The organism is Bacteroidota bacterium, from assembly GCA_016183775.1.
GTDB lineage: Bacteria > Bacteroidota > Bacteroidia > JABDFU01 > JABDFU01 > JABDFU01.
Genome location: JACPDY010000038.1, coordinates 1 through 21,187, shown reverse-complemented (window position 1 = coordinate 21,187; position 21,187 = coordinate 1). Strand labels below are relative to the sequence as shown.

Sequence of the window (21,187 nt, the reverse complement as noted above, 5' to 3'; positions counted from 1 at the left end):
ACTATACATTCAACTCATTGGATGCAGTTGATGATAAACTTGAAAAAGCCTTGAGGGAATTACATAATGAAAAGGAAAAAATGAAATCGCTTTGTAATTTTAACTGGATTTATTAAGCATCTTGATAGCGGTTTGGTATTAAAGTCAATTGCAATACGGCAACAAATAAACACCAAAACAACAAAATAAAAGAAAGTATCGGGAGGTCAAAATCCCTACAAAGCAAGTATAAGAAAGGATTTGATAAAAGTTGGGAAATCACTTCACTTTCCATGACAATTCTTGAATTTTTTCCCGCTGCCGCAAGGACAAGGATCATTGCGCCCCACTTTTTGTTCCACGCGAACAGGTTGTGGCTTTGGACGCTCTTGCCGGGGTTCACCATTAGCTGCAGGCGCTGCAACTTCGGCACGACTTGTTTTTAATTGCTGCTGGGGACGCTGCTGAACGCGTGCCTGCTGCACCTGGTTTGGATTATCACTTGGCAGACTCCCCTTATAGAGGAAAGAAATAATTTCTTTGTTCACCTTGTTTATCATTTGTTTGAACACATCTCACGCAAATGCTCCTTCCACTCATCATCTATCATGGCAAGAATAACTCCTTTTTCCATGTCAGCCGTCACTTCGCGGGCACGGGATTCATATGCTTTTTTAAGATTTACAACAACCTGCAGAGTTTTAATACCATCCGTAAACGGCACCACAATATTTTCATACGACTGTGACTGATTTTCAAAAACATCTTTAATTACAGGAAACGCTTTTGCGGCAGTAGATTCTGATTTGTGCCTGTAAGCATTGATCGCTGCATGGTAAACCTTATCCGTCATTTCATCCGGTTTCATTCCAAAGAAGTCCTGGTCGGCAACAGGGCATTCCATTGAAAATGTTTTAATAAGTTCGAGCTTGAAATTTTCGTAGTCTTTAACATCATGAAACTCTGTAACCAAAGTGCTGAGCGTATCATAGATCATATTCGCGATATCTACCGCAACACGTTCACCATACAGCGCATGACGCCTGCGCTTGTATATTACTTCACGCTGGGAGTTCATCACATCATCGTACTCAATCAAACGCTTACGAATACCAAAGTTATTCTCTTCCACTTTACGCTGGGCACGCTCAATCGAATTAGTTATCATAGAGTGCTGGATCACTTCCCCTTCTTCCAAACCCATACGATCCATCATTTTGGCAATACGCTCAGAACCGAATAACCGCATCAAATCATCTTCGAGTGAAACAAAGAACTGAGATGAACCCGGATCCCCCTGGCGGCCTGAACGACCCCGTAACTGCCTGTCAACACGCCTTGATTCATGGCGCTCTGTACCAATAATAGCCAAACCTCCGGCCTCTTTAACTCCGGGCCCCAATTTAATATCTGTACCACGACCGGCCATATTAGTGGCAATGGTCACGGTGCCGGCCTTACCTGCTTCGGCAACAATTTCAGCTTCTTTCTGGTGCAATTTAGCGTTCAGCACATTGTGCTTTACACCTCGCAATTTCAACATGCGGCTAAGCAATTCCGATATCTCAACCGATGTAGTACCCACCAATACAGGCCTTCCGGCCTGTACCTGTTTTGCTATATCATCAATGACCGCATTATATTTTTCACGCTTGGTTTTATAAACCAGATCCTCTTCATCTTTACGTTGTATGGGTCTGTTGGTTGGAATGGTCACCACATCCAACTTATAGATGCTCCAGAACTCCCCCGCTTCTGTCTCAGCTGTACCGGTCATGCCGGCCAGCTTATTGTACATCCGGAAATAATTCTGAAGTGTAACGGTGGCGTATGTCTGTGTAGCGGCTTCCACCTTCACATTTTCTTTGGCTTCAATGGCCTGGTGCAAACCATCCGAATACCTGCGCCCTTCCATGATACGACCGGTCTGTTCATCCACAATTTTAACCTTGCCATCCATCAATACATATTCATCATCTTTTTCAAACAGTGTATAGGCTTTCAACAGCTGATTGATGGTATGTATACGTTCTGATTTAATGGAGAAGTCGCGGAGTAATTCATCTTTACGCGTAATTTTTTCCTGGTCTGAAAGACCTGCGCGTTCTATCTCAGCTATCTCGGCACCTACATCGGGCAGCACAAAGAATTTTGAGTCTTCACCGGAAGCGGTGATCATCTCGATCCCTTTCTCGCTGAGTTCAATGGAATTATTTTTTTCGTCGATCACAAAAAACAGTTCCGCATCGACCTTGTGCATTTCACGTGACTGGTCCTGCATGTACTGGTTCTCTGTCTTTTGCAAAATAGCGCGATTGCCTTGTTCACTAAGAAACTTGATAAGTGTTTTGCTTTTGGGCAACCCCCTGTATGCACGTAATAAAGCTAATCCACCATCTTTTTCATTCTTTTCGGCGAGCAATGTTTTGGCAAGATTGAGGGCGGTATTCACATAACTTTTTTGCGCATTAACTAATTTTTCAATGCGCGGTTTGAGCTGGTAAAATTCCTGACTGTCGCCTTTAGGAGTAGGTCCCGAAATAATAAGTGGTGTACGGGCATCATCGATCAAAACGGAGTCAACCTCATCCACAATAGCATAGTTATGTTCACGCTGCACCAGTTCTTCTGGTGTACGGGCCATATTATCGCGCAGGTAATCAAAACCAAATTCGTTATTGGTACCATAAGTAATGTCTGCGGTATAGGCTACCCTTCTTTCATGTGAGTTTGGCTCATGAAGGTCAATGCAATCAACGGTAAGGCCATGAAACTCAAACAAAGGCGCATTCCACTCAGAGTCACGTTTCGCGAGGTAATTGTTTACGGTTACAACATGTAACCCTTTACCAGGCAATGCGTTCAGGTATACAGGTAAAGTGGCAACCAACGTTTTACCTTCACCTGTTCCCATTTCAGATATCTTACCCTGGTGGAGAACGATACCTCCGATCAGCTGCACATCGTAATGTACCATATCCCAGGCAATTTCATTTCCGGCAACCATCCATGTGTTTTTCCACAGCGCTTTATCCCCCTGTATCACCACATTTCCTTTGCGGACACTGATGTCACGGTCGAACTGAGTTGCACTCACTTCAATCCCACCTGCCTTAAAACGCTTCGCGGTTTCTTTTATTACTGCGAAAGCCTCAGGCAGGACATCATTTAACGCTTCCTCTATTTTCCCTTTTATTTCTTTTTGCAGTTCATCGATCCGCGCATACATCTTTTCCTTCTCGTCAACAGCACTATTCTCGCCTGCATCAATTTGCGTACGCAGTTGTTTAATTTCATTTTCTTCTTTGGAGATGTGGTCCGCTATCCGTTTTTTAAATCCGGCTGTTTTGCCGCGAAGTTCATCGTTACTCAGCTTTTCAATTTCTTTATGCGCTTCGAGTATTTCATCGACAATAGGTTGTATTTCCTTTACATCACGATCGGATTTGGTACCGAATATTTTAGAAATACTTTTTGTAATAGAAGATAACATTCGGCTACAGGTTTGAGATTAAAATTTTACCATCCAAAGCTGGGTATACACCCACTTTACAAAGGGAAACAAAAATAACTCTTTTTAGGAGAAGATTTGAGCTTTTGCGCCACAAAATAGAGATAGAAGTAAAACTGAAAATAGCAAACCCATACAAAATAATCATCGGAATTTTTTAAAGAAACTGAATTTCAATTATCCAGAACTAAAGGCTGAGCAAATGAATTAAGCGACTACTTCTTTTTGAAATCTGGCAGCATCGAAGCGGTTTGAGATTTTCCGTGGCACTTGCTGATAAGGAGTTTCAAATCATATAGCTCAAAAGATTCTACAAACTTTAAATAATATAAATTGTCTTTTTGTTTATTAACCAAAACATCTTTGTGTTCCTGATTAGCGGAATCATCAAATCCCACCATCAACTCATCCCCGTCAGATAATTCAGATTCGCAGTATACATTTATCCCATCAACACTGATGTCAATCGACGGCCAACTCTCCGCCGAGCCATCAGATTCAAAAATCATAACATCCGCTTCAAAGGGAAACGCTTTATTTTTCATAATACATTAATATTCATCCTCATTAAAGAAGAAATCTTCTTTGGTAGGATAATCGGGCCAGATCTCTTCAATAGTCTCATACATTTCACCTTCATCTTCTATCTCCTGAAGATTTTCGATAACTTCCATAGGCGCTCCGGAACGAATTGCAAAGTCGATTAATTCATCCTTATTCGCAGGCCAGGGTGCGTCTTCGAGATATGAGGCTAGTTCTAAGGTCCAATACATAGTATATTTTTACATTTAAGTGTCAGTACTATAATTGCTTGTAACGCAATTTTTAAAAAGATGTTACGGCAATCATTTACTTTTTTTGAACCACTGAGTTGTTGCCCGTTTTAACATTTACTCTTTACTCCACTGAAGCTAAGTGAAAGTGATGTTGAAGGACAAATATTTTCAATGTGTTAAGTAAACGATAAATTATTATTTCACATCAATTTCGTGCAAAAGTATAAATAAATCGATAGTAACCTAATAATGTCAAAACAATGTGGAAAACTTTATTAAATTATTGGTTTCCAAGGCGTTTCAATAACTTTCAAATCGTGTGAAAGCCGGCGGGCAAGTACAAAAAGGTAATCGGATAGACGGTTGAGGTATTTAATAACGAGTTCGTTAACAGGTGTGGTCTCGGCCAGATGGGTTGTATTCCTTTCGGCCCGTCGGCAAACGCAGCGGGCAATATGGCAATAGGATACAATTGCATGTCCACCCGGCAAAACAAAAGAGCGCATTTCGGGCAGCCCTTCGTTCATTTTATCAATGGCCCTTTCAAGTGTGGTTACATCGGCTTCTGTTAACTCCGGCAATTTCATGGTTCGGATCCGCTCACCATGAGCTCCTGTCTTTTCAGGATCCGCTGCCAGTGTTGATCCAATGGTAAACAAACGATCCTGTACCTCAATTAAAAGGCTCTTGTATTCATCTTTAATTTGCTGGTCGCGCAACAGGCCTATCCATGAATTCAATTCATCCACTGTGCCGTAGGCTTCAATGCGAATATGATGCTTGGGGACACGGGTTCCTCCAATTAATGAAGTTTGTCCTTTGTCGCCGGTTTTGGTGTAGATCTTCATGTAAAAGCTTTTAACAAACCTACATGATTTTTTTTCAAAAAATATAAAAATAAGCTTGAAAAAATCCTGCGGATTCACTGCCTTACAACAGATGGCTTCAGAAAATAAAAAATTTAGACCCACTCTCGAAGAATTATACAATTCCGTCTTCAAACATTCCAGGAAAAGCAATTATCAACGTGATGCGCCTTGCTTTTCTTTTTGCGAAATATTCGCTGCCATTTACGGCCTACTTTGCAAAAAAACTTTTTAAGGGCTGACCTTTTGTAGAAAAAGGCGATACTCTTTTTTGATGATGCCTCTTTTGAAAAAGTGCCGCGGTGCAATGCATTGTCATTTTGAGCGCCGCTTTCCAATGAACCCAGATCGTAGTTACCATCCTGAACCAGCGGTTGCTGTATTTGAATATTATTCAAGCTGATCACAGGGTTACTCAATTCATCACGTTGGATTATTTTTTTATCATTTGAATTGATATTCTTTGTCCTATCAACTTCATCCTTTTGTTTCACTTTTTGCTGCAGGATACTATCCGGATCTTTCTTTTGACTTTTTCTGTATTCTTCATCGGCCAGCTGCTGAAGTTTGTGACAGGGGCAATTCGGATTTCTGGGATCGCTCAGTGGAAAGCTTGTCGGGTCGACAACAGTATCAGCGTGTTGGGCCCATACTCCACTGCAAGCGAACAGCAGTATGATAAGTATTTTTAAAGTTCTCTTCATAACGATTGCCCGGAATAAAGCGCCCCGGCTAAAGGGCGCTTCACAGATCGGGGTCGGGTATTATATTTTACTGATCTTGATTCTATCCACACCACTCCAGCATTTAAACTCATTTGTATAGTATAGGTAACCGGATGATGCAGGAGTATCGAATTCTCCGGGCACTTCTGCCTTCAGGTCGAGATTGATTTGGCGCACATCATTCGCAGCCATTCCACGGTAATAGATCGCGATCTTGTTTCCTTTGATCTCATAATAATCAAACACTTTCTTTTCCTGCAGCTCCTTTAACTGCCAAGGCTGAACAGTTAAACCCGCAGGTATTCCGATCAATGCCATAGTGCTTGGGATTTCGGAGTTCTTGAGATTTTTAATTGTAGCTGAATACCGAACCGTTTCGCCAACTTTTACGTTTTTTGTCCCCATTTTTGTAACCAGGCTTACGCTGCAATCCTTATCACTGGCAGGTAAAGAGGTATTCCAGTTCACTGCAACTGAGTATGGCAATGGTTCTTTCACGCCAATGTATTTCACTTTGACAGTGTTCTTTCCCGACCTTAGGAACTTTTCAAGACTATCAATTACAATAGCGCCTTTATCTCCGGCTTTATAAGATCTTTCAGCAACTTTTCTACCATCAACATATACAGCAATGGTTCCGTTCTCACTGGTCTTTTTGCTTTCCTTCGCGAATTGCGTAAGCGCTTTAAGTGCGAGAATAGTTCCCTGTGTACTGCTGAATGTTCCGCTTCCGTCACGCGAGTTTACGATAAAATCAAATGCCTGTTTCAGCGAACCTATATTTTTACCCGGAGTTTTCATTAAGGCCATTGCTGCAATTGCAGTTGTTTCAATGGTCAATGAGCGACCCTGTGAATAAGTGATTGAGTGTGTTGATCCGGTCCAGCTGCCATTTTTATCCTGACTGCCTAGTAAGGAAGTAATAGCATCTTTCGCCTTTTTTGTTTCATTTAATTTGTAAGCGGCATTCGCCATCATGGCCAGCATATAAGGATCTTTTGTTGATATTGCCGTTGCGTATGCTGTTTCAAATTCTCTTTTGATATCTGTGTAACCGGCTTCTGCAAGAGCGTATACGATATAGGCATTCAAAATATCATCACTTATCCTTCCATAATCATGCAAAGCATGCCTGTTACGGGTGAATTTACCTTTGCCATCTTTATGCGACATGATCCACCCGGCAGTACGGTCAACCATTTTCTGATCAACATTTCCACCGGCTTTTTTCATGTCGGCGAACTCAAGCAAACCATACGCCGTAAGACCTTCATGCCCGGGGGAAGCTCCAAACCATTCGTATCCCTTTTCCTTTGTTTCAAAAGTGGTAAGCCTTGCGTATCCTTTATCAAGTAATGCAGTTGCGCGCGACAAAGTTTTATCATCTTTGCTATCTGTTGTTTTCATGTAATCGAGCACCATAGCATTAGGATAAGCGGTACATGAGGTTTGTTCAAAGCAGCCATAAGGCTCAGACAAAATCCCTTCAATACCTTTCATAAGATCACCCACTACATTCGGATACGCATTGAGAGTAGCCTTCAGAGATCCGTCAACTAAATTCTCAAGATAAACTACATATTCTTTTTCCACTTCCTGTCCTGAAAAAGAAGCTGATGCAGGGAATCCTTTTGATACGATCTTTATGTTTTGAGTAAACGCATCAGACAAGCCACAACTTTTAAAGGAGATAGAGAAATCACCGGAGCCGATCTTATTCAAGACTTTGTAATCAACGTAAACCACTTTAGCCTTACCGGGCATAATGGTCTGAACCAGTTCAGTTGATGACACCGCCTGTAATCCATCAGGAGCAGTAATTGTAAAAGTTCCGCCAAGAGGGTTATCCGTATTGTTTTTAAGGGTGATCGGAATAGAAACAATATCGGATGTTGCTACTTCAACAGGCACTTTTGTACTCATTGCAAAAGGCAGCTGTGTGAAAAATACATTTTCAGTTCTTCCTATCATTCCATCAGAGCTGATACCTTCAACTGTCACGCGGAAAGAAGAAATGTCATCCGAGTTATAAAACTCAATTGTTTTCTTACCTGTACGATCAATACTTACAGAGGGGTCCCAGAAAATTGCAGAACGAAAATCTGTACGCACATCCACTTTTTGTTCTTTGTCGTATACAGGAGCTGCAAATTTACGTGCACGATAATAGGATACATTACGCGGAGCAGGTTGTTCCCAATCCATTTCTTCATCCATCATTACCTTCTCCTGTGCGAGACGACCAAACCGGTCCGCACGTCTTGCTTCCTCTTTATTATTGTCCTTCTTTCTTTCAGCCCTGGGTTCTGCAACCTTCGCACCATCCCGTGGCGCCTTTTTTGAAGCAACCTCGCCTCTACCCTTCTTATTTTTAAACTGATTATTAAACGGAGCCGAGGATTTTTTAACCGATCCCATTGGAGCATCATCACCACCGGCACCCATTGCGGCCTGAGGAATTAAAGCATTCTCCATTAATTCGCTTCTTGTACGATTGTACCTGTAAGCATTAGCGTCGTACATATAATAAGCAGGGTGGCTTCCGTAATTATATACATACTGTATTTGCCGGGAATATCCGGCAGCAGAAATGGTCAACATTACTGGAGAATATAATTCCAATCCTTTAATAGTAAACTCTCCGTTTTCATTTGTAGTATATGCAGAGTTGCCGACCTTTACAACGGCATTCTTAATTGGTTGTCCGTTTTTTGAATCCAGAATAACTCCTGAGACTTTTGTGTTCTCCGGCTGAAAATCAGCAGAGCGAGCCTTTGCTGATTCCAGATCCTCCCACTTAAATTTTCTCCAGCCTGCAGTCATTAAAAGATAATCAAGCGCCTTGCCTGCTTTGGTTTCCTTATCATTAAAGTAAAAAGCAGGTTCTTCGATCTTGCCCTTTATATCCTGCTGAAGTAACAGTTCGGATAAAATATTACCCGACTTATCATCAGCGAATGAAAGTAACTGATCATTTACAACAGCTAGCGAAAGTTCGGCCGGCATTGGAATACCACGATCGTCCTTTACAGAAACGGTCATTTTTACTCTTTCGCGGGGTAAATATTTTTGTTTATCCGTATTTACTGAAACATCCAGGTGCTTGCCTTTGTTCACAAACGAAAGCCGTTCAGCACGCTCAATGCCTTTGCTGTCGAATAAAGTTATTTGCGCCACACCCATTGGAAATTTAGAAACCGGGATAATTACTTTATTCAATCCTGATTGGGCATTGACCGCGGTTGCGTAATATATCTCCCCGCGCACTTGTGCAACAACCGACAGTTCTTCAACTCCTAGTGAGTTAATTCCGAGGGTAAGTTCATCCTGGGAAGAATTATCAACGCTTAACACATATCCTTTGGGAAGTGCTTCCGGTAATTCAAAAGTTTCGTTTATCCCTTCAGGCTTCGTAATCTTTACAAAATATTTCTCTCCGTTCTGTGGTTTCACTGTGAACGAGCCCATCCCCATATGGTAACTGCTGAATGTTTCAACCACACTACCCTTCTCCGTCATTACTACACCCTCCACATCGGCAGGTTTATCAAATTCATTAAGGGCCCTGAATGCAACATTGCTCTGCATATTGGCAACCAGGTCACCGCCTTCTGGAAATAATTGAAATTTTATTTTGTTCAATATGATCGGGATGGACCGGGATACACTTTCAGTACTGCCATTATAATCAACCAGTATGTTCAGGAGTCCGTCAACTGTTTTAAGGTCTTTGGGAAGCTTAAAGTGTACATAGCTGATACCCTCATTATCAGTGATGGCGGAATTTTCAATCGCTTTGATTCCATCCAATGAAGCCACAAACCTGATGGTATGATCAGCCAAAGGCTTGTTCTCATTTGTGTTAAGTTCCAGCTTGGCAACCACTTCATCTCCGCTTCCAAATGCCTTTTTTTCAAAGTCAAGTTTCATTTTCAAATTAGGGAGCACGACCTCCTGCACTTGTATGTTTTTTTCAAAACCATAATTTTCACCATCATTCTTTTGCCAATTCGTGTAAGCTTTTATTTTATACAACCCTCCTGGTGCTTCTTCAGCCAAGGCAAAATCGCCGGCGCATTTTCCATTTTTTGCAATTATATTGAGTGTTTGCTCTACATTACCTTTAGGTCCGATCAGATCGACGTGTACGATCTCACTTTGTTCAGACGGCCGGAGGTCTTTTCCATCACGCACAAAAGCGCTGAACCAGATATTTTCCCCCGGCTCATAAAAAGGTTTATCCAGCTGCAGGTATACACGGTCTTCTTTCCATACGGCATTATATTCTGCCAATTCGTTTTTCAATTTTTTTATAAATCGGTTTTCGATCGCCTGATTCAAAAGATCGGTGGGTGTAACCCAACCGATGAGGCCTGCCAATGCTGCAACACCTGTTGAGATGGCAATTGTTCTTTTTATTGATTTCCTATTCATGGCTGTAAGTTTTATATAGTTATTAATAATTTGTTTTGCTTTGATAGTAAGGTGCAATGCAAGAGGAAATTCCACAGAAAGAATTAGAGGCCAATCACAACTGATTGACAATGAGCTATATAAAAACAAAGGAGAGGAACTATACTGTAGCTTTCAGAACGCTACGGATGTTTTCATTCTGTTTATCTAATTCAACAAGGCCATCCTTTAAACGAACTATGCGATGGGCATATTGGGCGATATCTTCTTCGTGGGTTACAATTATGATGGTGTTACCATGTTTATGAATTTCCTCAAATAATCCCATGATCTCAATGGATGTTTTTGAATCGAGATTACCGGTTGGTTCATCGGCCAATATGATGGCGGGATTGTTCACTAAAGCTCTTGCAATGGCGACACGCTGCTTTTGTCCGCCTGAAAGTTCATTCGGTTTATGGTCCATGCGCTCAGTTAAGCCAACCTGTTCCAGCACTAATTTACCCCGCTCTTCTCTTTCGGCTTTAGGCATTCCCGCATAAACCAGTGGAAGTATAACATTTTCAAGTGCTGAGTAGCGCGGTAATAAATTAAATGACTGGAATACAAATCCTATTTCTTTATTCCGAACCTCGGCAAGGTTGTTATCGCTCATTTTAGAAACAGCAATATTATTGAGCATATATTCCCCGTCGCTTGGAGTATCCAGGCACCCAAGCACATTCATTAAAGTTGATTTTCCAGAACCGGAAGGCCCCATTAACGCCACATACTCGTTCTTTGAAATATCGAGTGTAACAGAACGTAAGGCATGGATCGTTTCGGAACCAACCCGGTAAGTACGGGCAATATTCTTAAGCTCAATTATTGGAGGCATGAGTTAAAGATAAGAAAATTAAGCTCCATCCCGGCCTTCCTCGAAAGGGAAGGTGCTGACACGCTTGCCTTATTATAAAAAAACAGATAGTTACTATAAAACTAGTGTGTAAATATTGGCATGTGCGCAAGGCACCCCTCCTTCGGACAGGGCAGAATGTGAACTAATAACGCAGCACAAAATGTTCTTTCACTTGTTCTTTTCTGAAAAAAACTATTCCTATAAAAAATAAGTCCACCGTTAGTGTTACCCGGTCATGCTTTTTAATATACTCCCAGGCTTGTTCCATTTCAACTGACCAATGAATGTCATCAAAAATAAAAACCGAATCGTTATGCGCACATTGAAGACACTGCCCGAAATAACGAAGCGTGGGTTCCTTGCGATGATTACCATCAAAAAAAACAAGATCGACGTGTTTTAATTCATTTAACCGGGATTGCAATACATCATCAAAATTCCCAACTGTCAATTGAATATTTTTTATGTTCAATTTTTCAAAATTCTGTTTTGCATATTGAGCGATGGTTTTGCTGCCTTCAATACTTACCACCCTGGTTTGACTGCTGGCTATAGCCATATATAATGTTGTAATACCCAAAGAAGTGCCCAATTCCAAAATTGTATTGGGTTTAAAATGATTGACCAGGCGAAATAATAACTGACTGTATTTAGCAGATTTTAACGAATGTCTCGTGATGTCACTTATTTTTCGTGTGCCTGTTTTTAAGACTACAGATCCTGCACCAAGGTCTGTTACCTGTACTTCCACAGGATCATTCAACAGTTCATTTCTTAGTTTTTCAATTGACCCATACAAATAATATAATTCATTGTTTTGAATAACAGTAGTAAGTAAATTAAACACAAATGGGGAATGCACATCGTGCTTTGTCTGGGCACGAAGCAGGTATTTAAAATAGGAAATTCCTGTTCTGATCTTGCTCATTTACCCGAAGTTAGTAAAAGAGTTTAATGTAAGAAGATGAGAAAAATTTGAATATTGAAGCTTTAGCCCTTAAATAAGGCCAAAGAGCATTAAATTCAATGTCCGGGTATTTATTTTGCACATATCAACAAAGTGCATATATTTGCAGCCCGTTCTTCATTTTTAATGAAATTTCAGCTTCGGTTAATACATTGGGAGCATAGCTCAGCTGGTTTAGAGCATCTGCCTTACAAGCAGAGGGTCCTTGGTTCGAATCCATGTGCTCCCACTAATAAATTCAATTTTTGCAGAAGAGATTCTGCGATGTTTAAATTTTTAATAATAATTAACTCATAACAAAACGATCATGAAAAAGCTTTCAATGAAAACAGCATTAATCATTACTTTGATCTCCGCTACTATCTGGACCAGCGGATGTAAAAAGAAAGAGGAAACCACAAGTGGGGGTAGCGCAGAAGCACTTAGCTCATCTGTAATAAAAGGAAGAGTTTATGCAGACCTGAACACAACAATATCCGGGAATGAAGATGTTACATCTTTAAGCACCATAATAGCTAAGGTATCAACTGCAGATCTTTACACTCCCTCCCCAACAGTTCCAAGAGACAGATTTTATTCAACATCAGTAAAATCGGATGGAACGTATAGTATTACTGTTGAAGCCGGGGCAAAACCAGTATCTGTAACTGTTTACCCTCAGGATTTTGAAACAGATCAGATTATTTCAACCGGGCCTACAACAACACAAAGAAAAATTTACAGCAAATCATCTTTTTCCGTAACAAGCATTCAGGGTGGTGTTAAAATAATTGATATTACTTACAACTAATTCTTTTCGGTTTTTTTTACAAAAAGAGGGATCATTAAATTTGATCCCTTTTTTATTTCCTGAAACTTCTTAACCACTTCAATGCGTCCTCCTCATTAGAAAAAAGTTTAAACGGAACCGGCTGCTTATAAAAGGAATTGAAAAAATTTACAATTAGCCGGACGGCTAAAGAGGTGCCGACTATTGCGGATGCAATAAAATAATACCGGCCATGTTGAGATGCATACTCCCTCCCTTCATGCGTTATTGCGGCACCTTCACTCGCATCAATCAATTGAAGCACTTTCTTTTTATCACACCCTAATTTTTTGTATACCTCGAAACAAGCCCTGGCTTCGTCCAGGTCAATATCTCCACCCTTAATTGGCTTTAATCTCAGGATGCCCTCTTCGTCCAACCATATTTCGGAATTACGGGTTCTTATTATCTCAAGACCTTGAACTGCTTTCATAGTCAAAATCGAAAAAAGAGTTGATAATTAATATTATTAATTATTTCAATTTATGAAACTTAACAAAGCAGTTGTTTAACTATTTTTGGCAAAATCACAACCACACTAAGGCATGCGCATCAAATATATAACACTTTTACCAGTTATTAAAACAGCCTGGGCAATTAGTTAGAAGCGATTGCCATATATTTACAAATTAAATCTATTACGTTTGTAATATGGAACCTCAAAAACCAATTGTCATTCTGGATCCAACAGAAATCAGGGTCTTAGGGTCACTGATCGAAAAAAGTAAAATAACTCCTGATCATTATCCGGTAACCGTAAATGCTCTTACTTTAGCCTGTAATCAAAAGTCTTCCCGCAACCCAATTGTACAGTATGATGAGGAAACCGTGGTCCTGGCATTAAACAACTTAAAAAGAAAAGGTCTTATCTCTACCGCTACAGGTGCAGGAAGTCGTGCCTTGAAATACAAACACAATTTTGCCATTGTATACCCGGTTAATCCTGCTGATCTGGCCGTTCTATGTCTTTTATTTTTAAGAGGTCCCTTAACACCTGGCGAAATAAATTCGAATTCTGCAAGATTATACGAATTTGATTCCCTTGAAGAAGTCTTACAGGTATTGGAAAAGCTTTCACAGGGCGACACTCCCTTCATTAAACAATTACCCCGACGCGCCGGCAAAAAAGAGCAACGGTTTATTCATTTGTTCGGTGAAGTTCAGCAGGAGACTGATGAGGAAATACAGGAAGATCACGAAAACGCAAACACAAACAACCTTGAAAGCCGCATAGAAACTCTTGAAAAAGAATTATCAGAATTAAAATCTGCTTTTGAAAAACTTTTAAAAGAATGGACCGGCTGAGAGAATGTTCCAATGCAATGTTCGGAGATATTGGATTGGCATTTTTGAAATGTGGTTAAACTACTTCAGCGACTACAAAAGTACTGCCGCCTACAAACACCATATCAGTTTTAGCGGCCGCGAGTCGTGCGGCTTTATAGGCACTTTTCACCGAATTATAGGATAAACCTTTTAGCCCTGCCCGATACGCTTGTTGTTGCAATTCCTTTTCATTAAGTCCGCGAGGAATACGGGGTTTACAAAAGTAGTACGCCGCCCCTTTGGGTAATAGGCCGAGTATATTTTTAATGTCCTTATCATTTACCATTCCCAAAACTATATGCAGCTTTTTATGAGGTGTGGCCCTTATTTGCTTCAATACTTCTTTAATACCGGCTTCATTATGGCCAGTATCGGTAACTACCAAAGGTTTCTCATTAAGCACCTGCCATCGGCCGCGCAAACCTGTTTGTGAAACAACATTAGCAATCCCTTTATAAATATGTCCAAAACTTATGTTAAAGGGACGAGGGACGGAAGACAAGGGACGAGGGGCGAGGGGCGAGGGACAAGTGAGGATATCTATTGCCATTAAAACAGTTGTAATATTTTTAAGTTGATACAATCCCGGCAATTCACATCTCAAACCGGAGATAATTAATTTTGTCCGTCGATAAACATCTGCATCGAGGTATAGTTTTCCTTTTTTACTCTCCTGTTTATAATTTTTGAGTTTGTAAAATTTGTCGGCAAAAAAGATCCGGGAGTTACAATCAACTGCTTTTTTTGTAAAAACACTTTTTACTTCTGCCTGTGTTTCACCAATTACAACGGGGATGCCCGGCTTAATAATACCGGCCTTTTCAGCAGCAATCTTTGCTAAAGTATCACCCAATAAGTTCTGATGGTCGTAATTTATATTTGTAATTACCGATAACAATGGTGTGATAACATTTGTTGAATCAAGTCTTCCTCCCAACCCTACTTCAATTATTGCGATATCAACTTTTTGTTTCGCGAAATGATCGAAGGCCAAACCTACTGTCATTTCGAAGAAGGAAGGCTGAATACGATCAAAGTCGGACCGATATCTGGAAACAAAATCTATAACCAATTTTCGCGGGATCATTTTTCCATTGATCTTAATACGCTCGCGAAAATCCTTCAGATGAGGTGAAGTATATAGGCCAACTTTATAACCTGCACTTTGCAATATTGAGGCAAGCATGTGAGAAGTTGAACCCTTACCATTTGTGCCCGCTACATGTATCGACCTGAACTTGTCCTGTGGATTTTTTAACAAATTACAAATGGCAATAGTGTTATTAAGATCCGCTTTATAAGCTGCGCTGCCAATGCGGTGAAACATGGGCAAAGCATCATACATATATTGAAGGGTTTCTTTGTAATTCATCTACCTGTAAAGGTAAATACTTTAAAAAGATCGCGTATTTTTATTGCTCAACAGTGGGGATAAAAAACCAAACCCTGGCATTCAACACTAAGAAGCGATCATGGTGCGGAAATGTTAAGATTTACACTGCATCCGTTTTTATCCTTTATATTTATTGTGTAGGCCCCCGGACAAAGCTGATTTTTATATCTGTTCACATATCCATCCGACCAGGTGTATGTATATGGACTTGTACCGCCGTTTGCAGTTATCATTAACCACTCTTTACAACCACAAGGTGTACAACTTGCTGTGCCCTTTACAAATTGGCCGGTTAAAGGAGGCGGTGAATTTATTATGATTGTTGTAATATCGGCACATCCCTTGCTGTCAGTAATTGTAACTGTATAAGTCCCGGAACTCAAACCTGAAACCATTGAACCTGAAACTCCATTACTCCAGATATACGTATACGGTGAAATTCCACCACCCGCGCTGGCCTGGGCGCTACCATTAACACCTCCGCTGCAACTTATACTTGTTGAAACTGCTGTTGCACTGACGGCCACATTGACCGTTACCACAGCCGTACTTGTGGCCGTACTTCCTCCCGCATCGGTTACTGTTATCGTATATGCCGTGGTAGATACCGGACAAGGGTTTATGTTTTGTGTTGTGGCACTGTTACTCCATAAATATGTATAAGGACTTGACCCGCCAGTGTTGGTTGAAGTTACGGTAGCGCAATTACCCGGACATATAGAACTGCCAGTAGCTGCTACAACAGGGCCGGTACAATTTACCACAGTTATAGTGGTCGACTGAGATGCTGTACAACCACCGGTCGGATAGCTCACTGAATGAGTTACAGTATATGTTCCGACTGAATTAAACGTATAGGAAAGATTTACAAAACTATAAGTAAAATCAGTAACACTTCCTGATACGACCGGACCCTGTCCGGGAATGGTCCACTTATGTCCGGATAAAAGAGCCGATGTTCCTGTATTGGTAAAATTCACTGTTGATCCTTTACAGATAGTTCCTGTTGGGGATTGAGTAAATGAAGCATTGGCCGGGTTCGGACCATTAGTTATTGTAACAGATTTTGTGGCGGTACATCCATTGGCATCAGTTACCCGAACAGTATAGGTTCCGGCGGTTAAATTAATTGCGGTGGGTGATAATTGCCCATTGCTCCAACTGTATGCATAGGATGAAGTACCACCCGAAACAGAAACAACAGTGGCCTGTCCGTTATTGCCTGCAGTACATATAGTAGTCTGATCAGTTTGAATTGTTAAAGGATAATATACAGGCAGAATACTTACAATTGTCTGAATACAACCATTTGCATCAGTCACTGTGGCGGTATAAGTCCCCGCTGCTAAGCTGGTAGCAGTTACACCAGATTGTCCGTTGCTCCAGGCATAAGTATAGCCAGGACTTCCGCCTGTAACATTCAGCGCAATACTGCCATTACTGCCTCCTGAGCAGCCGCCGTATTTTGATGTGGCGATTGCATTGAGCGTATTTATAATACTTATCGCCTTGAATGTTGTACATCCGTTGGCATCAGTGGCTGTAACGGTATAGCTTCCCGCTGCAAGACCTGTCAAAGCAGCTGCAGTTTGACCGTTGCTCCATAAATACGTATACGGAATAGCGCCACCGCTGGCAGTAAGAGTAACACTCCCGACATTTGAGCACAGATTGGCCTGAATACTGCTCAATATAATTCCTCCCACACCTCCGGGGACTGATACGGTAACAACATCAATATCCGAGCAAGCATAAGTAATACTTACCGTATATGTTCCGGGACAAAGGCCCGAAGCCGTCTGGGTTACTGCACCATTGCTCCATAAATAATTATACCCTGCAGGGTTGCCGCAAGGCAATGCGGTTGCAGAACCATTACACATATTACACCCTGAAGCGGGTGTTGATATTGCTGTCGGAGTAGTTAATGAAGGTACATCCATTTGCGCTACAAATGCCGCACCACAGGCATACAGTTTATTATTCGGCCCCAATTTTAGATCATAACAGGTATTTGCAACAGGATAGCTTGCGATCTGTACAAGCGAAGAGTTATACACCTTTATAAGATTACCTACTCCGGCATACACATTGTCACATTTATCAGCACTCAGGCCTCCTGAAGCGAACATAGTCCCACCTGTATTTATCTGTGCAATAAATGCGCCGGTATTTTTATTCCACTTCTTCAATACACTTCCATCGTAGGTATACAGAAAGCCTGGACTACAGGACATCCCATTGAATCCGTTGCATACTGCTCCATTAGCACTGGGAGTATACGTGACACTTGAGCCTTCCAAAAATGTGTGCCCATTGTTCGGAACAAGCCAGTTTGATGGCAAAAGTGCCGGAACGGGTAATTTAAGCATGGCGTTATTAAAGTTTGCGGCATCAATCACACTTCGGGCAAATGCCATGTATGCAAAAGAGCTGTTGGGGTCAACGGAGAGCAAAGCAATATCGTGACCCGCGCTTGTGGTACCAATGATATTTACCGGAGTAAGAGATGCGAGTGATGTATCAAGCATTGCTGCCTGAAAATTTGAAGAAATAGCTCCACAACCCAACACGATTTTTTTAAGGCAGCGATTATACTCACTTCTCCAAAATTCAAATCCACCCGGGTATGACGGCTGCATAAACCCTCCTACCTGAAATCCAATCGAATTGACTTTTACAGCAAAAGCGTATGTGCCGAATAAGTAGCATGAGCCACTTACCTCATCTACGGCAAAATCGCCATAGGTGGTAGATGATGTAACACCATTCAATACGTATCCGCCCAGGGTTGTTGTAAATGTCCATTGAAGCACACCCGCGCTGTTAAACTTAGCCAACATATAATTTATCGGACTGCCAACTCCTGAGCCAAATACATAGACATTGCCAGCCTGGTCATAATTGACATCATATGCCTTGTTATTGGGGAAAGCCGGATTAGTAGTCCACGGGTCAATGATAATGGTTCGTGGTTCAGGGTTCAACGCTCCAGGTTGAAAATCGGATGCCGTGGTATTTAATCTGAATGAAACGGCATTCCCCACTAACTCAAATGACGAGCGGATGCCTTCGCTAACCCCACTTGTGCCCTCATGAGCATAAAAGCTCACAGGCGCGTGATCAACAAAATCACCAAACTCAGTGCCGATAACAATATTACCTTCACTATCTGAGTGCAATCCTTTTGCGCCAGAGTAACGCATTTTCACTTTGGAAAGGTCTGCCCCCGGATGAAGGATCAGTGAATATTTTACTCCACCTTTTTCTGGAAGAATGTATTCTACATCTATGCCTGGATAAAGCTCTTTATAAGTAATTTGCCTGAAACAACCCGCTTTAAATGTGGTTCTGCCATTGTCTTTCCCGTTCGGATAAGTATAATAAAAAGATTGAGCTCCACTTCCTTCTATTACTGCAGATGAGCTTGACCCCTCCCACTCCACCTGCAAAAAATGGCGCTTCACCTCAACAGCCTTTTTCCGGCCTTCCATTCCATCCTTTTCCATATTTTCCCGCTCCTCTTCATTCACAAGGGATATATACTCATCGTGACAGTATATTAATCCATTTGGTGAAAAATAAATATCTACCCCTTTTGAATCAGCATAGTAACAAATTTTACGCCTTACATCAATATCTACATTGTTAAACTGCCCTTTGTTCTCCACAAATACAAAATGTTCGAAAGGATTGTTAATCCAATCCCGACTTTTGCTTACTGATGCCAAACGCTGCACCTGAGCATTAATCGATTGCAGACAGACCCAAAGAACAAGAATGAATGATATGGTTTTAGTTGATCTCAAGCCAGGTAGAAAAAAGTTTAATAAAGATTATGGAGCACTTACATTTATGTTCACACTGCATCCGTTTTTATCTTTTATATTTATTGTGTAGGCGCCCGGACAAAGCTGATTTTTATATCTGTTCACATATCCATCGGGCCATGAATAACTGTAAGGAGTTGTACCGCCACTGGCATTTACCATTACCCATTCCTTACAGCCGCAACCCGCACAGTTAGCAGTGCCTTTGGCAAACTGCCCGGTAATTGCAGGCGGTGAAATAATAACCGTTGTTATTGTTGAAGTACAACCCTTACTGTCCGTGACTTTTATTGTATAACTACCCTGTATGAGTCCTGTTATGGATTGAGTTGTTTGTCCGTTACTCCAACTATAGGTATAGGGAGAGGTGCCACTTCCGCCTGTAGCAACAGCACTCCCATTCGTACTTCCATTGCAGGTTATATCGGTTGGGACAGCCGTAACATTTACTCCCGGATTAACAGTTATTACTGAAGTGGTGGTGGCTGTTGCCCCGGCTGCATCCGTTATTTTTACTGTATATGTTGTTGTTGAGCCCGGGCAAGGATTTATACTTTGTGTAGTGAAACCTGTATTCCAGGAATAGGTATAAGGGGCGGCACCCCCATTACCGGTTGCAGTAATAGTGGCACAGACACCCGGACAAACACTTGCCGGTGTTGCAGTAACGGACATCCCGCAAACGCCGGTAACAGTAATACTTTTGGCAATAGTATCATCAGGACAAATGGCAATTAATTTTACTGTGTATGTGCCCGGTACGGCATAAGTATGACTTGGGCTTATCAGGTTAGAAGTTGTACCATCTCCAAAATCCCATAACCATGTTTGTACGGAATCCCACATGCCGCATTGATTTGTAATATTATTGAACTTTGCCGGTGAATTACAAGTTGCGGCAGGAACTGTAAAATCGGCGTTGAATGTTTGCGATAAACGCAACACGACCGGTTGGTCTTCCGAACTCTGAAGGTTCTTCTTGCTGGTTTGAAAAGTGCCGGCAGTAGTCGGAAAATCGGAAGAGTGAGTTACAGTGGTCATGACGACATCTTCATTACAGCCGTTTTTGACCAATGAAATATGGGTATTCCCAAAATCGCCGTCAATATTACTTCCTCCTATCCATGCGGTAAAGAGCAATTTGCTGCCGGTATTATTGAATTTATAAAGTGCAACTCCGCTACCATTGGTTACAATTTTCTTATAACTGCAAGTTAACATTGGCACATCATTTAATGTTCCACAGGCACCTCCCGTTAGTGGAATCGCCCTGGTAGGGTAGGCTACATTAACATAGGCCTGATCTTTGGCATTTACCTGAACGGACATTCCAATTCCATTACCTCCTACAAAAGTTGAATAAACCAATGCCGTACCGGTAGTATTCATTTTTACAAGGAAGACATTATAAGAAGCGGTGGTACAAGGTGCATTGTAAGAAGGATCGTAAGAACCCGGAGTGGTAGGGAAGTTATTTGAAAGTGTTATGCCTGTCACAAAAGCTTCACCGGCAGCATTCACGGCAATATCAAAAGACTGGTCATTTGAAGATCCTCCCAAATAAGTTGAATATTTAAGATCGGCCGTACCGGCGCCATTTAAACTCAGCTTAAATAATATTCCATCACCATTATTTGTTCCTGCCGCGTTGTTAAGGGTTGGATCGTAACAGCCTGGTGTGGTTGGAAAATCACT

13 protein-coding genes, 1 tRNA gene and 1 pseudogene are annotated in these 21,187 nt (G+C 41.3%); 3 read left to right on the top strand and 12 right to left on the bottom strand.

From position 1 onward, the window contains the following. Window positions 1–263: 263 nt before the first annotated feature. The 8 genes and pseudogenes from secA to HYU69_05085 form a co-directional block, all read right to left on the bottom strand. Window positions 264–3,472, bottom strand: a pseudogene (gene secA / locus HYU69_05120) (preprotein translocase subunit SecA). 233 nt (window positions 3,473–3,705) lie between these two features. Beyond that, window positions 3,706–4,035, bottom strand: coding sequence for a hypothetical protein (locus tag HYU69_05115; GenBank protein ID MBI2269723.1), 330 nt, complete (start codon window positions 4,033–4,035; stop codon window positions 3,706–3,708). A 6-nt stretch (window positions 4,036–4,041) separates the two neighbouring features. Continuing rightward, entirely contained in the window at window positions 4,042–4,263 is a 222-nt protein-coding gene (locus HYU69_05110) for a DUF2795 domain-containing protein (protein ID MBI2269722.1), read from the bottom strand. Window positions 4,264–4,541: 278 nt separating this feature from the next. Continuing rightward, the gene (locus HYU69_05105) at window positions 4,542–5,114 is read right to left on the bottom strand and encodes a cob(I)yrinic acid a,c-diamide adenosyltransferase (GenBank protein MBI2269721.1); all 573 of its coding nucleotides are present in this window, start codon (window positions 5,112–5,114) and stop codon (window positions 4,542–4,544) included. 149 nt (window positions 5,115–5,263) lie between these two features. Further along, window positions 5,264–5,836 carry a hypothetical protein gene (locus tag HYU69_05100; protein ID MBI2269720.1) on the bottom strand — a complete coding sequence of 191 codons (573 nt, stop codon included), beginning with the start codon at window positions 5,834–5,836 and terminating at the stop codon, window positions 5,264–5,266. 60 nt (window positions 5,837–5,896) lie between these two features. Continuing rightward, the gene (locus tag HYU69_05095; protein MBI2269719.1) at window positions 5,897–10,291 is read right to left on the bottom strand and encodes a hypothetical protein; all 4,395 of its coding nucleotides are present in this window, start codon (window positions 10,289–10,291) and stop codon (window positions 5,897–5,899) included. Between the two features lie 139 nt (window positions 10,292–10,430). Continuing rightward, window positions 10,431–11,138 carry an ABC transporter ATP-binding protein gene (locus HYU69_05090; GenBank protein ID MBI2269718.1) on the bottom strand — a complete coding sequence of 236 codons (708 nt, stop codon included), beginning with the start codon at window positions 11,136–11,138 and terminating at the stop codon, window positions 10,431–10,433. A gap of 172 nt (window positions 11,139–11,310) precedes the next feature. After that, complete coding sequence (locus tag HYU69_05085) at window positions 11,311–12,096, bottom strand: class I SAM-dependent methyltransferase (GenBank protein ID MBI2269717.1); 786 nt, start codon at window positions 12,094–12,096, stop codon at window positions 11,311–11,313. 193 nt (window positions 12,097–12,289) lie between these two features. On the opposite strand from HYU69_05085, the gene HYU69_05080 reads away from it, so the two are divergent. After that, window positions 12,290–12,364 (top strand) — tRNA-Val (locus HYU69_05080). 93 nt (window positions 12,365–12,457) lie between these two features. Then, complete coding sequence (locus HYU69_05075) at window positions 12,458–12,925, top strand: hypothetical protein (GenBank protein ID MBI2269716.1); 468 nt, start codon at window positions 12,458–12,460, stop codon at window positions 12,923–12,925. 52 nt (window positions 12,926–12,977) lie between these two features. On the opposite strand, the gene HYU69_05070 is transcribed toward HYU69_05075, so the two are convergent. Further along, window positions 12,978–13,376, bottom strand: a complete 399-nt coding sequence (locus tag HYU69_05070) for an STAS/SEC14 domain-containing protein (protein ID MBI2269715.1) — start codon at window positions 13,374–13,376, stop codon at window positions 12,978–12,980. Window positions 13,377–13,594: 218 nt separating this feature from the next. Here HYU69_05070 and HYU69_05065 point away from each other — a divergent pair, with 218 nt between their 5' ends. Then, on the top strand, window positions 13,595–14,248 hold the full coding sequence (locus HYU69_05065) for a YceH family protein (GenBank protein ID MBI2269714.1): 654 nt from the start codon (window positions 13,595–13,597) through the stop codon (window positions 14,246–14,248). A 55-nt stretch (window positions 14,249–14,303) separates the two neighbouring features. Here HYU69_05065 and HYU69_05060 read toward each other — a convergent pair whose 3' ends face one another. The 3 genes from HYU69_05060 to HYU69_05050 form a co-directional block, all read right to left on the bottom strand. Next, window positions 14,304–15,641, bottom strand: a complete 1,338-nt coding sequence (locus HYU69_05060) for a bifunctional folylpolyglutamate synthase/dihydrofolate synthase (GenBank protein ID MBI2269713.1) — start codon at window positions 15,639–15,641, stop codon at window positions 14,304–14,306. Window positions 15,642–15,739: 98 nt separating this feature from the next. Then, window positions 15,740–19,471 (bottom strand): hypothetical protein, encoded by a 3,732-nt coding sequence (locus tag HYU69_05055; GenBank protein ID MBI2269712.1) that lies wholly within the window; start codon window positions 19,469–19,471, stop codon window positions 15,740–15,742. 27 nt (window positions 19,472–19,498) lie between these two features. Continuing rightward, a partial coding sequence (locus HYU69_05050) for a PKD domain-containing protein (protein MBI2269711.1) occupies window positions 19,499–21,187 on the bottom strand: 1,689 nt, incomplete at its 5' end.

Coding starts and splice junctions, on each gene's coding strand:
- HYU69_05065 (MBI2269714.1), top strand. CDS start 13,595: ATGGAACCTCAAAAACCAATTGTCATTCTGGATCCAACAGAAATCAGG.
- HYU69_05070 (MBI2269715.1), bottom strand. CDS start 13,376: ATGAAAGCAGTTCAAGGTCTTGAGATAATAAGAACCCGTAATTCCGAA.
- HYU69_05105 (MBI2269721.1), bottom strand. CDS start 5,114: ATGAAGATCTACACCAAAACCGGCGACAAAGGACAAACTTCATTAATT.
- HYU69_05100 (MBI2269720.1), bottom strand. CDS start 5,836: ATGAAGAGAACTTTAAAAATACTTATCATACTGCTGTTCGCTTGCAGT.
- HYU69_05115 (MBI2269723.1), bottom strand. CDS start 4,035: ATGAAAAATAAAGCGTTTCCCTTTGAAGCGGATGTTATGATTTTTGAA.
- HYU69_05095 (MBI2269719.1), bottom strand. CDS start 10,291: ATGAATAGGAAATCAATAAAAAGAACAATTGCCATCTCAACAGGTGTT.
- HYU69_05085 (MBI2269717.1), bottom strand. CDS start 12,096: ATGAGCAAGATCAGAACAGGAATTTCCTATTTTAAATACCTGCTTCGT.
- HYU69_05075 (MBI2269716.1), top strand. CDS start 12,458: ATGAAAACAGCATTAATCATTACTTTGATCTCCGCTACTATCTGGACC.
- HYU69_05110 (MBI2269722.1), bottom strand. CDS start 4,263: ATGTATTGGACCTTAGAACTAGCCTCATATCTCGAAGACGCACCCTGG.
- HYU69_05060 (MBI2269713.1), bottom strand. CDS start 15,641: ATGAATTACAAAGAAACCCTTCAATATATGTATGATGCTTTGCCCATG.